Genomic DNA, 14,348 nt, shown 5'->3' with positions numbered 1-14,348 from the left:
CGGCCTTTCGGGGTCAGAGGACTTTGGAGAGGAAGCGGGCGGTGCGTTGCTGATCGGGTGCGTCGAGGACCCGGGCGGGCGGGCCGATCTCCACGATGCGACCGGCCTCGAGGAAGACCACGGTGTCGGCGATCCGGCGGGCGAAGCCGATCTCGTGGGTGACGATGACCAGCGTCACGCCGGACCGGGCGAGTTCCTCGATCACGTCGAGGACCTCGTTGACCAGTTCCGGATCGAGTGCCGAGGTCGGCTCGTCGAAGAGCAGAACCTTGGGCTTCAGCGCCAGGGCGCGGGCGATGGCGACGCGCTGCTGCTGGCCGCCGGACAGCTGTCGCGGCCAGGCGTCGGCCTTGTCGGCGAGGCCGACGCGGGCGAGGAGCTCGCGCGCCTCGGCCTCCGCTTCGGCCCGCGGCCGGCCGCGCACCACGATCGGCGCCTCGACGACGTTGTCCAGCACGGTCAGATGCGGGAACAGGTTGAAGTTCTGGAACACCATGCCGACGTCGGCGCGGCGCTTCAGGATCTCCGGCTCCTTCAGCTCGTGGAGCCGATCGCCCGAGCGGCGGTAGCCGACCGGTTCGCCGTCGATGGCGATGAAGCCGGAGTCGACCCGTTCGAGGTGATTGATCGAGCGGAGCAGCGTCGACTTGCCCGACCCTGACGGACCGATCAGGGCGGTGACGCTGCCGGGGAGAAGCGTCAGCGACACGTCGTCGAGCACCCTCAGGAGCCCGTAACTCTTGGAGACGTTGTGGATCTCGACCTTGCCGCCGCGCCCGGTGAACACCCGCGGCGCCGCCTCGACGCGGACGGGCGACGGAGTCGGGGCGGCCGCGTTCGGGCGCCGGGCCCCGCGCAGGCGGCGCAGCAGGCCGGCGAGTGCCGAGGGCGGCAGCTCGCGCAGGGCGCCGCGGGCGAAATGGGCCTCGACGCCGCGCTGAACGGCCGACAGGACGGTCAGGATGATCAGATACCAGACGGTCGCCACCATCAGCAGCGGGATCACCTCGAGATTGCGGCGGTAGATGACCTGGATGGTGTAGAAGAGCTCCGGCAACGCCAGGATGTAGACGTTGGAGGTTCCCTTGGCGAGGCCGATCAGGTCGTTGAAGGCGGCCGGCAGGATCGAGCGCATCGCCTGCGGCAGGACGATGCGGAAGGCCTGACGGCGGCGCGGCAGGCCGAGGGCGGCGGCGGCTTCGAGCTGACCCTGGTCGACCGACAGGATGCCGCCGCGGATGATCTCCGCCCCGAAGGCTGCCTGATTGAGGGTGAGCCCGAGGACCGCGGCGGCGAAGGGGGTGATCAGCTGGGTGGTGTTCCAGGTGGCGAAGTCGATTCCCGTATAGGGAATGCCGAGGGTCACCGTGGCGTAGAGATAGCCGAGGTTGTTGAGGATCAGCAGCAGCACGATCAGCGGGATCGAGCGGAAGATCCAGATGAAGGTCCAGGACAGCGCCACCAGCAGCGGCGACTTCGAGACCCGCGCCAGGGCGAGGCCGGTGCCGAGGGTGAAGCCGAACAGCGCGCCGAGAGCGGTGAGCAGCAAGGTGCGGCCGAGGCCGACCAACACCGGCTCGGCGAAGAACCATTCGAGGAAGACGTCCCAGCCCCAGCGCGGATTGGTGAAGGTCGAGTGGAGCACCGCGACGATCACCGCGGCGGCGAAGAGCGAGCCGATCGTCCGTCCGGGATGGCGGGCGGGGACGATGCGCAGATGCGAGAAGTCCCGGGCCCCGACCTCGTTCGGCACGGCCTCGCCGCGCGGGGAGCGGAGGTCGGCGATGTCGCTGGCGATGGTCATGAGCGGGCCTTCAGCTGAGGAAGACTTCGGCGAGCCGGACCCACAGGCGGGCAGCCGGCGCGACGACGGCGTCGTCGAAGCGGTAGTGCGGGCTGTGCAGCGGCGCTCCGTCGCCGTTGCCGACGAAGAGGAAGGCGCCCGGCCGGACCGCGAGCATGTGGGCGAAGTCCTCGCTGGCGGTGCGCGGCCGGAAGTCGGGCACCAGGACCTCTTCGCCGAAGGTCTCGATGGCGACGCGGCGGGCCAGCGCGGTCTCGGCCTCCTGGTTGACCACCGCGTCGGCGCCGGGGCGCCAGTCGACGGTGGCGGTCGCCCCGAAGCTCTCCGCCTGGGCGGCGGCGAGGGTCCGGAGGCGCGCCTCGACCCGCTGGCGCACGGCCGGCGAGAAGCTGCGGGCGGTCAGTTGCAGTTCGACCGCGTCGGGGATGACGTTGGCGGCGGTGCCGCCGTGGATCGTGCCGACGGTGACCACCGCGGTCTCGAAGGGGTCGAGGTTGCGGGCGACGATGGTCTGGAGGGCGAGGACGAAGCTCGCCGCCGCGGGGACCGGATCGATCGCCTCCTGCGGCGCCGCGCCGTGGCCGCCGCGCCCGCGGATCGTGATCACCGCGCGATCGGCCGCGGCCATCACCGGCCCGTCGAGGATGGCGAAATGCCCGGTGGCGAGGCCGGGCCAGTTGTGCAGGGCATAGACCGCATCGACCGGGAACCGCTCGAAGAGGCCGTCGTCGATCATCGCGCGGGCGCCGGGGCCGTTCTCCTCGGCCGGCTGGAAGATCGCCGTGACGGTGCCGTCGAACCGCCGGGTCTCGGCCAGCCGACGCGCAGCGGCGAGCAGGATCGCCATGTGGCCGTCGTGGCCGCAGGCATGCATCACGCCGGGATTTTCACTGGCGAAGGGCAGGCCGCTCTCTTCGCCGATCGGCAGCGCGTCGAGTTCGGCGCGCAGACCCAGGCGCCGCTCGCCGGTCCCCGCCCGCAAGGTCGCGACCACCCCGGTGCCGCCGACCCCTTCGGTCACCGCCCAACCCCAGGATCGCAAGGCCCCGGCGACCGCCGCGGCGGTGCGGTGCTCGGCGAAGGCGGTCTCCGGCCGGCGATGGAGGTCGTGGCGCAGCGCGATCGCCTCGGCGATCCAGGGATAGGCGCGATCGTCCGGAGCCTGTCGTCGCGGAGGGGCGAGGCGTACGTCCATGGGATGACCACCGATCGGAGCGCCGGGACCGGGGCGCACGAGGAAAATTCCCACAAAGTCTATATATTATATTCCAGATCATAAGGCAGGGCATTGCGGCCGAGGCGGTCGGGCGGGAAAAGCCGTTCGGAGTTTGCCGGTTGCAGAGGCGACGGGTTCACCGGTCGCGCGATGCCGCGATCGGCGGGCCGCGGGGCCGCGGCGTCCCGCCTGCGCGGGATCGGCGATCGGCCCGCACGTCGCCGCCGCTGGATCGCGCCGCCGGGGGCGATCAGCGGCGGGCGCCCGGCACCGGGCGCGGCAAGCGGGAGAAGAAGCCGATTCGATCGACCGTTTCCAACTGATCGATCAGCCCGGTCTCCCAGGCGAGGTAGCGCCGCGCCGCGTCGAGATTGCCGGCATGGCGATCGTGGACGAAGAACAGGTGGTCGATCGACTCGGCGTCGGACGGGCGGTCGGGGCTCGCCTCGAGGATCAGGCCCGCGGCCGGCCAGCGCTCCGGCGGATCGCCGAGGACCCGGACGGCGGCGCGGCGATCGGCGGGGATTTCGGTCGCCGCCAGTTCGGCGATCGCCGGATCGTCGGCGATCAGCACGATCGGCGCGTCGGGCTGCGCCGCGGCGAGGTCGGCCGCGAGGCGCGGTCGGAGGCTCCAGCGCGCGCCGCGCGGATGGCCGGCGCGATGGGCGCGGCTTGGCCGGAGGTCGAACAGCAGTCCCTCGTCTTCCCGGCCGGCGAGAGCGGCGGCGTCGATCGGCGGCAGGCGCGGGGCCGGCGGCGGCGGAGTGGTCCGGTTCAGGGCCAAATCGGGCCACGCCGCCTTTCCCTCGACGAGGACGGCGGTGCGATGGCCGGCGCGGGCGAGCCAGGCGGCGACGACGGGTGCGCGCTCGCCGCCGTCGTCGAGGAGCAGGAGCCGGGCGCCGCGCACCGGTGCCCACCGGGCGGTCGCCTGGAGCAACTGGCCGCCCGGCGCATGACGGGCGCCCGCGAGGTGTCCGGCGGCGTGTTCCTCGGCGGTTCGGACGTCGAGCAGGTAGGTGGTGCGCGACGGATCGGCGAGCCAGCGGCCGGCCTCCTCGGCGTCGAGTTCGACGACGCCGGTGCGGCGCGCCAGATCGCGGGCGCGGGTCCGCAAGCCGTCGAGCGCCGGGCCGGCGAGGCCGGGCCCGTACATCCGATCGGCGCCGTGTTCGAGATCGAAGCCGGCCAACTGCCAGCCCATGGTGCCGTTCTCGAGTGCCAAGACCGGGTTGGGCAGGCCGATCGAGCGCAGGATCTCGGTGCCGAGGATCGAGCGCGTCCGGCCGGCGCAATTGATCACCACCGTCGTCGCCGGGTTCGGGACGAGCGCCGGCAGCCGGTACGGCAACTCGCCGTTCGGGCAGCAGCGACTGCCGGGGATGGTCATCTTGCGGTATTCGTCGATCGGCCGGCCGTCGATCACCACGAGGTCGTCGCCGCGCGCCAGACGGCGGGCGAGCTCCTCCGCCGAGATCGACGGCGTGGCGAAGGCGTGTTCGACGCATTCGCCGAAGGCTTTGCCGGGGACGTCGACCCCCTTGAACAGCGGATGGCCGGCGGCGGCCCAGGCCGCGACGCCACCGTCGAGCACCGCGACGTCGCCGTAGCCGAGCGTCGCCGCCCGCGCCGCGGCCTTCTCGGCGAGGCCGTCGCCGTCGTCGACCAGGACCAGCCGCACGGCGCGGTTGGGCACGCCGGCGGCCAGATCGAGCTCGAAACGCGAATAGGGGGCCGGCGCCGACCAGAAGATCTGGCCTTCGCCGATCTGGCCCGGCTCGCGGACGTCGAGGAGGGCGATCTCGCCGCCGTCGGCGAGGGCGGCGGCGAGCGCTTCCGGGGTGATCGATCGGGTCACGCGGGCGGCTCCGGGTTCGGGCGGATCACAGTGCGCCGAGATGGGTCTCGTCGAGGAGCCGGGCGTTGTAGGTGCGGGTGGTGTAGAGGGCGGCGACGGGGTTGTGGCCGAGCACCCGGTCCTTGACCACCAGGGTCGAGACCGGGGCCTGTGAATGCTTGGTGAACAGGATGTCGTGGCCGACGCAGAGGCCCATGATCAGATTGAGGCCGGTCTCGTGGCGATTGAGCAGCCGGGCCTGGAGGATCGGATTGCACGACGCCTCGAACCCGCCGGGCTTGATCTTCAGGGCCTCGGCGATGCCGATCTCGGTCTTGTCGACCGAGCCGACCTTGCACAGCGCCGCCACCGTCTCGAAACCGGCGAGCCGCAGGATCTTGACCAGCACCCGCGTCTCCTCGATCAGGCCGAAACAGGTGGCGATGCCGATCCGTCGCACGCCGATCCGCCGCGCGAAGGCGACGGTCTCCTCGACCCGGTTGATCTTGCCGTAATAGAGGCCTTCGACCTCCGCGGCGGCATGAGCGATCGCCGCGTCTTCGCCGTCGCCACGGTAGAGGGCGACGAGGTCGTCCCGCTCCTCCGCCGCGAGCGCGACGGTGGCGCAGAAGTCGGGGAACTGCCGGTCCTGCCGGTAGCAGTGCAACTGGTGGCATTCCGAGCAGGTCGGATCGGCGACGACGGTCATGGCAGCAACTCGGGCGAGAGGGGGAGGGACGTCGGGAGATCGCCGGCGGCACGTCGGCGGCGCGGAGATGGGTCGAGCTTCGCGGCGGTCATCGATCGTCGGCCTCGGATTGCGGCCGATCGACCAGCGGCGCCAGCGCCCGGTCGAGGTCGGCGATCAGGTCGGCCGGGTCTTCCAGACCGATGTGCAGGCGAATGAGAAATTGCGGCGGGGGCCCCGGGTGGGCGCCGACGCTGCGGGCGCGGGAGAGGTCGGCGGGCATCACCAGACTCTCGTAGCCGCCCCAGGAGGCGCCGATGCCGAACAGTTCGAGGGCATCGATCACCGCGTCGACCGCCGCCTCGTCCGGCCGGTGCAGGGCGAAGGACAACAGGCCGTTGGTGCCGTGGAAGTCGCGCCGCCACAGGGCATGGTCGGGATGGGACGGCAGCGCCGGCGACCACACCCGGCGCACCGCCGGATGGGCCTCGAGCCATCGGGCGACGTCGAGGGCATGGGCGGCGTGGGCGGCGAGGCGGGTGGTCAAGGTGCGGGCGCCGCGCAGCACCAGCCAGGCGTCGTCGGAACCGACCGTGACCCCCATGGCGTCGCAGGAGGCGGTGAGCCGCGGCCAGACCTCGGCGGTGGTGGTCACCGACCCCATCATCACGTCGGAATGGCCGCCGAGATATTTGGTCGCCGCGGTCAGCGAAATGTCGGCGCCGAGGTCGAGCGGCCGATAGAGCACGCCGGCGCCCCAGGTGTTGTCGGCGGCGACCAGGATGCCGCGCGCCCGGGCGACCGTCCCGATCTTCGGCAGGTCGCAGATCTCATAGGCGAAGGAGCCCGGCACCTCGACATAGATCAGCCGGGTGGTCGGGCGGATCCGCGCTTCGATGTCGGTGCCGTCGGCGGCATACCAGTCGACGGCGATGCCGAAGTCGGCGAGCAAGCCGGCGGCGAGGGTACGGACCGGTTGGTAGACGGCGTCGGTGATCAGCACATGGTCGCCGGGGCGCAGCCAGGTGAGGAAGACCTGGACGATCGCCGCCAGACCGGTCGGGAACAGCCGGGTCCGATGGCCGCCCTCGAGCTCGGTGACCAGATCTTCGAGCGCGTGGGTGGTCGGCGTGCCTCGGGAGCCGTAGGTGATCACCCGTTCGCGGTCGCGGCGGGCGCGGAAGTCGCGCAGCTCGGCGACGCTGTCGAAGAGCGCGGTGCTCATCCGCACGATCGGCGGATTGACCGCCCGGCCGCCGGGCACCTCGAGATTCCGGCCGAGGCCGACGAGGCGGGTGGCGAGGCTCGGTTCCGTCTCGTCGGTCATGCCGCCACCCGCGTGCGTACGCCGATCGGCATCGATTCCCAGGTGCCGGCGGCGAGGTCGTAGCGGATGCGTTCGGTCAGGGTCTCGAGCGCCCGGCCGTAGAAATGGAGATGGCGGATCGGCGTCTCGCCGCGGATCTCGACGGCGTGGATGTCGTCGGGCAGCAGCGCGATACCCCGGCCCGGGCCGACCTCGACGGTCGCCGTTTCCACCAGCGTGCCGATGCCGGGGCGGCTGCGGTCGTCGGTGCGGCGGTAGAGACGATTGTGCTCGACGCCCTCGACCGCGGCGATCACCGCCCAGGTGGTGTGATCGTGGGGAACGATGCGATTGCCGGGCCGCATGACGTTGAGATAGAGCGCGAGGCTCGCGTCCGGTTCCTGGTGGAGACCATAGCGGGCGTGGCGCTCGCCCTCTTCGGGCGGCGGAAAGTCGGCTGCCGACCACAGGTCGCGCCGGGCCGCCAGCGCCAGGAGCGCGGCGAGGACGGGCTCGAGGGCGGCGCGATCGACCTCGCCGGCGGGGATCTCGCGGGCTGCGGCGATCAGGCGACCGACGGCGGCGTCGCGTTCGGCTCGAAGGGGCATGAGGGTCCTTTCGCGTTCGGTGACGCAGGACGTCGGGGAGGGCTCGGGCCGGCCGCTCGACCGCCGGCGGACGACCGATGGCCCCGATCCGCGGCGCCGTTCCGGCCGCGAATGACCGGCGAGGGGCGGCCGAGGTCGACCGCCCGGCGAGGGGCGGCCTGCGCACCCGATCATGCATTTTCGAGATCGGCCATCAAAGCACAGGCTACCCATGCGTCGGGTCGGGGAGGATCGGTTTTCTCATCGCCGGCGTCGGCGCGGCGAGGTCGCCGGCGCGCGCCGACCGCGCCGCCACCGTCTCGAGGCCGTGCAGAGGATGGCCGTTCCGGAACCGCCCGCCGATCCGGAATGCCGGTTCTTGAGCCGTCGCCGGCCGATCCCCTATTTTGGCGGGCACATCGGCGATCGCCGTGTCTCAGGACTTCACCCCCGCGTGTCGCGCAGGTTTCGACGGCGCCGGCCTGCTCGAACTCTCTGCGGAATCGGATGTCATGACCGAACCCACCACTCTCGCCATCGACGCGGCGCGCTACTTCGGCGTCGCGGCCCCCATTCGTGTCCGCGATCGCCTGCGGATCACGGTCGTCGACCGGGCCTTCGAACCGGAGACCGACGACCTCCAGCGCGACTGGGTGGCGAGCGTCGCGGCGCCGGCCTTCGCGATCCTGCGCCGGCGCGGTCCGCCGGAGGCGCGCCGCGCCTTCGCGACGATCGGCACCGGCGTCGGGCTCGATGCGCTCGCCGCGATCGAGCTGCTGGAGGCGGAAGTGGTCGGCCTGACCGATCTCTTTCCCGACGTGGTCGATGCCGCGGCGCTGAACGTCCGGGCGAACCTGCGCGAGACGGTGCCGGTCCTGGTGCATGCCGGCGCCGGCGACCTGTTGGAGCCGCTCGCCGGTCGTGGTCTGCGCTTCGACGTGATCTACGAGAACCTGCCCAACCTGCCGATCGACGATCCGGCGCTGATCGCGGTGGCGCGGACCGCTGCGTCCTTCGTGCCGCCACGGCCGGAGCCGGTGCCGAAATTCGTCGCCGATTCGCTCCTGGTGCTGCACCATCTGGCGCTGCGGGAGGCGCGCGATCTGCTCGCCCCCGGCGGCTCGGTGATCTCGACGCTCGGCGCTCGGCTGCCGCTGGTCGACATCCTGCGGATGGCCGAGGAGGCGGGCTACGCGCCGCGCTTCCTGACCTACGGTTGGAAGCTCCAGGCGGTCGCCGAGGACGTCATCGGCACCTATGCGGCGCTGCAGACCCGCGGCCTCGGTCCCTTCCATTTCTTCGAGGCGCAACGTCTCGAGCGCGCCTTCGCCGGCCTCGACCCGGAGACGGCCGGCCGCGACGCATTGGCGATCGAGCGCGACCTGGTGCCCGGGCGGCTCGATGCGGTCGAAGCGCTGACCGCCCATCGCAGCGGCCGACGGATCGGCCATACGGTGGCGGTGCTCGAGTCGCAGCGGGAGGAGAGCCGATGACCGCGATCGTCGCCGCCGACGATCTCCGCCGCCTGCTCGCGGCCCTGCGCCGCCGGGTGGCGCCGCGACCCGGCGAGGCGCCGACGATCGCCGCCGAGCGGCATCGCGTCGCCGCGGCCCTCGATCGCCTCGACGGACGGGTGACGCCGCAGCCGGCGACCGGCCATCCGTTGACCCGCTTTCTGCCCGCCGCGCTGGCTCTGGCGGCCGAGCTCGACCCGGATCTCGCCGCGGCGCTGACGGTGGTCGGCGACGGCCTGCCGTGGCGCTACGGCTACGATCGGCGCGCCGACCGGGCCGGGCTCGAATCGTCGATGGGCTGGGCCGAGATCGTCGGTCCGCTCGCCCCCTTCGTCAGCGACGAGGTCTGCCTCGGCCTGACCCTGATCGGGCCCGAGACCGACTATCCGGCCCACCGTCATCCGGCGGTGGAGCTCTACGACGTGGTGACCGGGCATCCGGTGTGGCACGTCGCCGACGCTGTCCTTCGCCCGGAGCCGGGGGAGGCGATCCTCCATGGGCGCGGCGTCGTGCATGCGATGCGGGCGCGGGCCGAGCCGCTCCTCGCCGTCTATTCCTGGACCGGCGACGTGGTTTCGCCGTCGGTGTGGGCCGACGACTGAGCGGCGATCGTCGGTCGCCGGCGGCGCTCGATCCGACGCACCGGAGACCGGCGACTGCCGCCGCGCGTCGCTCGGACCACGGCATTTCGCCGATCGCGGCTTTCGACCAAAAGCAAACCCCCGGGCTCCCCGACGACGCAACCGGGTGCTTTGGCCGGCCCGGCCGGATTGCCTATCGTCGGGCCGACCGAACGCCTCCCCGAGGCTCCCGATCCGAAGGACACGACCATGCTGAGACGCGACCTGCTCCGCACCCTGAGTGCCGCCGCCCTGACCCTGTCGATCGCCGCGATCGGACTTCCGGGGGCCGCCCGCGCCGATGCGCCGAAGACCCTGCGGGTCGGGGTGCGCGGCGGCGTCGACGAGCAGATCTGGGAGGTGGTGACCAAGGTCGCCGCGAAGAACGGTCTGACGGTGCAGCCGGTGGTGCTGACCGGCACGGCGAGCCCCAACGAGGCGCTGAACAACGGCGATCTCGAAGCCAATTCGTTCCAGCACATCCCGTTCCTGCGCGATCAGGTGCAGCAGCGCGGCTACAAGCTGGCGGTCGTCGGCAACACCCTGATCTCGCCGATCGGCTTCTATTCCAAGAAGTACAAGTCGCTGGAGAGCCTGCCGGAAGGGGCCAAGATCGGCATTCCCAACGATCCGAGCAACCAGACCCGGGCGCTGGTGATTCTGCGCGACCACGGCATCCTGACCTTGCGCGACGGTTTCGATCCCTTCACCGGCACCGCGACGCTCGCCGACGTCACCGGCTTCAAGAAGAAGGTCGAACTGGTCGAGGCGACCTCGGTGGTGCTGTCGCGCTCGCTCGAGGACGTCGACGCCGCGGCGATCATCAACAGCTTCGCCTATCAGGTCGGGCTGATCGCCACCCGCGACGGCATCGCGGTGGAGAAGAAGGAGAACAACCCCTACGTCAACATCATCGTGGTGCGCGAGCAGGACAAGAACGCGCCGTGGGTGGCGCCGCTGGTCGCCGCCTACCACTCCGAAGAGGTGCGGCAGTTCATCCTGACCAAGTTCGAAGGCTCGGTGATCCCGGTCTTCTGAGCCGCTCGTCCCGTTCCCGCATCAGGCGACCTCGCCCCGCGCCCCGAACGGGTGCGCCGCGAGGCACCGCCGGAAGTAGAGATCATGTTCGCATCAGATCGGGGCGACGAGCCGTCGTCGACCCCCCACATCGTGTTCGAGCGTCTGCACAAGCGCTACGACGGCCCGCAGGGGCCGATCCACGCGGTGCACGACGTGTCGTTTGCGATCGCCCGCGGCGAAGTCTTCGGGATCATCGGCCGCAGCGGTGCCGGCAAGTCGACCCTGCTGCGGACCATCAACGCCCTCGAAGTGCCCGATGCCGGCACCGTCACCGTCGACGACGTCCCCGTCGCCGGGCTCGACGAGGCCGCGCTGGTGCGGCTGCGGCGGCGCATCGGCATGATCTTCCAGCACTTCAATCTGCTGTCGTCGAAGACCGTGAACGCCAACGTCGCGCTGCCGTTGCGGGTCGCGGGTCTGGCGCGGCCGGCGATCGACCGGCGGGTCGGCGAATTGCTCGATCTGGTCGGCCTCTCCGACAAGGCGTCGGCCTATCCGTCGCAGCTCTCGGGCGGGCAGAAGCAGCGCGTCGGCATCGCCCGGGCCCTGGTCCACCAGCCGGAGATCCTGCTCTGCGACGAGGCGACCTCGGCGCTCGATCCGGAGACCACCCAGTCGATCCTGGCGCTGCTGCGCGACATCAACCGCCGCCTCGGCCTGACCGTGGTGCTGATCACCCACGACATGGCGGTGATCCGCGAGATCTGCGACCGGGTGCTGGTGCTCGACCAGGGGCGCCGCTCCGAGATGGGCGAGGTCTGGCGGATCTTCGGCGATCCGGCGGCGGAAGCGACCCGGGCGCTGCTGCGGCCGTTGCTGCACGATCTCCCCGCCGATCTGGCGCGGGATCTGGTCGACGACCTCGGCGGGCGCCCGGGCGAGGCGATCCTGCAATTGCGCTACGGCGGCGATTCGTCGGCCGACGGCGTCGCGCTCGCCGATCTCGCGGCGCTGCATCCGCAGGCGCGACTGCTGCACGGCGGTCTCGATCGCATCCGCGGCCATTCGCAGGGGCGCTTGCTGGTGGCGATCCCGGCGAGCGCCCTCGATCCCGTTCAAGACCGCACCGCGCGCGTCGCCGACCACATCGAGGTATTGGGATATGTCGTTACCGGCGCTCGATAAATACATCCAGGCCTTCCTCCAGACCCTGCTGATGGTCGGGACCTCGGCGGTGATCGCGCTCAGCGTCGGCCTCGCCCTGGCGATCGTCCTGACGATCACCGCTTCGGGCAGCCTCTATCCCCATCCGCGCTTCAATCGCGGCCTGTCGATCGTCGTCAACGTGTTCCGGGCGGTCCCCTTCATCATCCTCCTGGTGGCGCTGCTGCCGGTGACCCGCTTCATCGTCGGCACCACGCTCGGCACCTGGGCGGCGGTGGTGCCGCTCAGCATCAGCCTGATCCCGTTCTATGCCCGCATCGCCCAGGTCAGCCTGCGCGAGGTCGATCCGGGCCTGATCGAGGCGGCCCGTGCCATGGGCTGCCGGCGTCACCACATCGTCCGCCACGTGCTGATCCCGGAGGCGCTGCCCGGCCTCGTCGGCGGTATGACGGTCAGCCTGATCGCGATGATCAACGCCTCGGCGATGGCCGGGGCGGTGGGGGCCGGCGGCCTCGGCGATCTGGCGATCCGCTACGGCTACGAGCGCTACGAGACGCGGGTGATGTTCGAGGTGATCGTCATCCTGATCGCCCTGGTCACCCTGATCCAGTTCGCCGGCGAAGGGCTGGCGCGGCGTTTCGATCATCGCGGATGACGGGCGGCTCGTTGGGGCCTTGGAGGCGATCCGACAGCGTCGCATCGCCTGCCGTCGCCGGAGTTGCGCGCGTCGGGGGATCGCCGAATCGGCCGCGGGGTTCGCGGGAGACGCGGTCCCGGGTCGCGTCGCCTCAGACGCGGTAGGACGTCGGCGCCCGGTGTTCATTGCCCACCTCCACGACCGCCAGGCGTGCATAGGCGGCGCGGATCGCACCGAGCGTCGCCGAATAGTCCGTCTCCTCCTCGGGGTAGATGAACGGCTCTCCCAATCGATCGATGATGCCGAGCCGCGCGAGTGCGGCATGGAGTTCGGGGCGCACGCCGGCCAGATACACCAGAAGCCCGTCGCGCTCCGCCTCCTTCAGGAAGACGTCGAGGACCTCGAGCGCCACCGCATCCGGATTGCGGACTCGCTTCACGCGCAGCACCAGGGCCTTGATGCCGTTGTCGCGGGCGTGTTGGCGAGCGCCGGCGAGAAACGTGTGGAGGTCCGGTGCGGCGCCGAAGAAGAGGTCGCCCTCGAGATCGTGGATGACCACCTCGCGGGCCGGCGGATCCGAGGGAATGCGCGCGCGAACCACCTGCTGCGGATCGACGACGAGTTCCTGCGTCTTCAACCGCGAGGCGTGGAGCAGATACCAGACGATCGAAGCCGCCGCGCCGATCAGGATGGCGAAATCGACGCCGATGATCACGGCCGACAACGCGGTGAGAGCGAGCAGCACGGCATCGGCGCCCGATGCCGTCGCCGTGTAGCGGATGCGCTTCACGTCGACGAGGCGGGCGGCGGCGACCATCAGCAGCCCCGCCAGCACCGCCTTCGGGATGAAGGCGGCGAGCGGCCCGAACAGCAGGACGACGATCGCCACCACCACGGCGGTGACGACGCCCGACCAGCGGGTCTCGGCTCCGGCCGAGTAGTTGATCGCGGTGCGCGACAGCGAGCCCGCACCCGGCATGCAGCGGAAGAAACCGCCGACGAGATTGCCGATTCCCTCCGCGATGCATTGGCGATTGTAGTCGAGCTCCTGGCGAGACTGGTGGGCGATCGCCTTGGCGATGGCCAGCGCCTCCAACAGACCGAGGATGCCGATCGACAGGGACGACGACGACAGTTCCCACAGCCAAGCCCCGTTGACCTGCGGAACATGGAGCGTCGGCAGCGCCGCCGGCACCGCATCGATCAGGGCGATCGCCGGCTTGGCGCCGACGGCGGCGTCCGACCAGCCGAGGACATAGGCGGCGCCCGACAGCACGATCACGGCCAGCAGCATGTCGATCTGCGGCAGCCGCAAGGCTCGCGTGATGCGTCGTCCGAAGACCGCGAAGGCGATCGCGGCGAGGCTGAGGGCGATGGCCTTGACGTTGTATGGCCCCGGCTGGACGAGGGTCAGATAGAGTCGCTCCAGCACGTGCTGGTTGCCGGTCCCCTGCGATTTGACGCCCAGAGCGCTGGAGACCTGGCCGATGATGGTGAGAAAGCCGGCGCCGGCGATGAAGCCGGTCACGACCGACTCCGAAATGTAGCGTGTCACGTCGCCGAGGCGTGTCACGCCGATCACGATCTGAACGATCCCGATCAGCACCGTGAGCAGAAACATCGCCTCATAGGCGTCGAGCTTGGCGTCGGGGTCGATGAAGGCGAGGGCGCTGAAGGTGACGAGCGAGACCGCGCCGGTCGGGCCGTTGATGAGGTGCCGCGACGAGCCGAAGAGGCCCGCAACGGCCGTGAAGACGATCGCCGTGTAGAGCCCGAAGCGCGGATCGACGCCGGCCACCAGCGCATAGGCCATGCTCTGCGGCAGCGAGATCGCCGCCACCGTGACGCCGGCGATCGTATCCTTGCGCAGCGTCGCGAAATCCCAGGACTTCCGTAGCGAGCCGAAAGGACCCGGCCGATCGAGCGAGAGGTCTGTCATGGCGTTCGTCTTCTGA

12 protein-coding genes are annotated in these 14,348 nt (G+C 70.9%); 5 read left to right on the top strand and 7 right to left on the bottom strand.

Going from position 1 to position 14,348, the window contains the following annotated elements:
* Nucleotides 1–13: 13 nt before the first annotated feature.
* From EYW49_RS23665 to EYW49_RS15975, 6 genes are all read right to left on the bottom strand, one after another.
* Nucleotides 14–1,804: an amino acid ABC transporter permease/ATP-binding protein gene (locus EYW49_RS23665; RefSeq protein WP_131310628.1), complete on the bottom strand. Its 1,791-nt coding sequence runs from the start codon at nucleotides 1,802–1,804 to the stop codon at nucleotides 14–16.
* Nucleotides 1,805–1,814: 10 nt separating this feature from the next.
* On the bottom strand, nucleotides 1,815–2,999 hold the full coding sequence (locus EYW49_RS15995) for a M20 aminoacylase family protein (RefSeq protein WP_131310627.1): 1,185 nt from the start codon (nucleotides 2,997–2,999) through the stop codon (nucleotides 1,815–1,817).
* A 271-nt stretch (nucleotides 3,000–3,270) separates the two neighbouring features.
* The gene (locus EYW49_RS15990) at nucleotides 3,271–4,878 is read right to left on the bottom strand and encodes a rhodanese-like domain-containing protein (protein WP_131310626.1); all 1,608 of its coding nucleotides are present in this window, start codon (nucleotides 4,876–4,878) and stop codon (nucleotides 3,271–3,273) included.
* Between the two features lie 25 nt (nucleotides 4,879–4,903).
* Nucleotides 4,904–5,566 (bottom strand): DUF1847 domain-containing protein, encoded by a 663-nt coding sequence (locus EYW49_RS15985; protein WP_131310625.1) that lies wholly within the window; start codon nucleotides 5,564–5,566, stop codon nucleotides 4,904–4,906.
* Between the two features lie 88 nt (nucleotides 5,567–5,654).
* A complete protein-coding gene (gene metC, locus EYW49_RS15980) occupies nucleotides 5,655–6,872 on the bottom strand; it encodes a cystathionine beta-lyase (RefSeq protein ID WP_131310624.1) in 1,218 nt (405 codons plus the stop codon).
* Nucleotides 6,869–7,459: a cysteine dioxygenase family protein gene (locus tag EYW49_RS15975; protein ID WP_131310623.1), complete on the bottom strand. Its 591-nt coding sequence runs from the start codon at nucleotides 7,457–7,459 to the stop codon at nucleotides 6,869–6,871. Before EYW49_RS15975 ends, metC begins: the two co-directional genes overlap by 4 nt.
* A gap of 491 nt (nucleotides 7,460–7,950) precedes the next feature.
* Between EYW49_RS15975 and EYW49_RS15970 the strand changes: the two genes are divergently transcribed.
* The 5 genes from EYW49_RS15970 to EYW49_RS15950 all read left to right on the top strand — a co-directional run bounded on the left by EYW49_RS15970 (nucleotide 7,951) and on the right by EYW49_RS15950 (nucleotide 12,411).
* Nucleotides 7,951–8,931: a class I SAM-dependent methyltransferase gene (locus tag EYW49_RS15970; protein WP_131310622.1), complete on the top strand. Its 981-nt coding sequence runs from the start codon at nucleotides 7,951–7,953 to the stop codon at nucleotides 8,929–8,931.
* Complete coding sequence (locus tag EYW49_RS15965) at nucleotides 8,928–9,554, top strand: dimethylsulfonioproprionate lyase family protein (RefSeq protein ID WP_131310621.1); 627 nt, start codon at nucleotides 8,928–8,930, stop codon at nucleotides 9,552–9,554. Before EYW49_RS15970 ends, EYW49_RS15965 begins: the two co-directional genes overlap by 4 nt.
* Nucleotides 9,555–9,782: 228 nt before the next feature.
* The gene (locus EYW49_RS15960) at nucleotides 9,783–10,610 is read left to right on the top strand and encodes a MetQ/NlpA family ABC transporter substrate-binding protein (RefSeq protein WP_131310620.1); all 828 of its coding nucleotides are present in this window, start codon (nucleotides 9,783–9,785) and stop codon (nucleotides 10,608–10,610) included.
* A gap of 84 nt (nucleotides 10,611–10,694) precedes the next feature.
* Nucleotides 10,695–11,777, top strand: coding sequence for a methionine ABC transporter ATP-binding protein (locus EYW49_RS15955; protein WP_131310619.1), 1,083 nt, complete (start codon nucleotides 10,695–10,697; stop codon nucleotides 11,775–11,777).
* Entirely contained in the window at nucleotides 11,755–12,411 is a 657-nt protein-coding gene (locus EYW49_RS15950) for a methionine ABC transporter permease (protein ID WP_131310617.1), read from the top strand. The genes EYW49_RS15955 and EYW49_RS15950 overlap by 23 nt, the downstream gene beginning before the upstream one ends.
* A gap of 133 nt (nucleotides 12,412–12,544) precedes the next feature.
* On the opposite strand, the gene EYW49_RS15945 is transcribed toward EYW49_RS15950, so the two are convergent.
* On the bottom strand, nucleotides 12,545–14,332 hold the full coding sequence (locus EYW49_RS15945; protein ID WP_131310615.1) for a SulP family inorganic anion transporter: 1,788 nt from the start codon (nucleotides 14,330–14,332) through the stop codon (nucleotides 12,545–12,547).
* Nucleotides 14,333–14,348 lie beyond the last annotated feature (16 nt).

It is taken from the genome of Siculibacillus lacustris, assembly GCF_004328075.1.
In the GTDB taxonomy this organism is placed as follows: domain Bacteria; phylum Pseudomonadota; class Alphaproteobacteria; order Rhizobiales; family Ancalomicrobiaceae; genus Siculibacillus; species Siculibacillus lacustris.
This window is presented reverse-complemented; position numbering and strand designations above follow the sequence as displayed.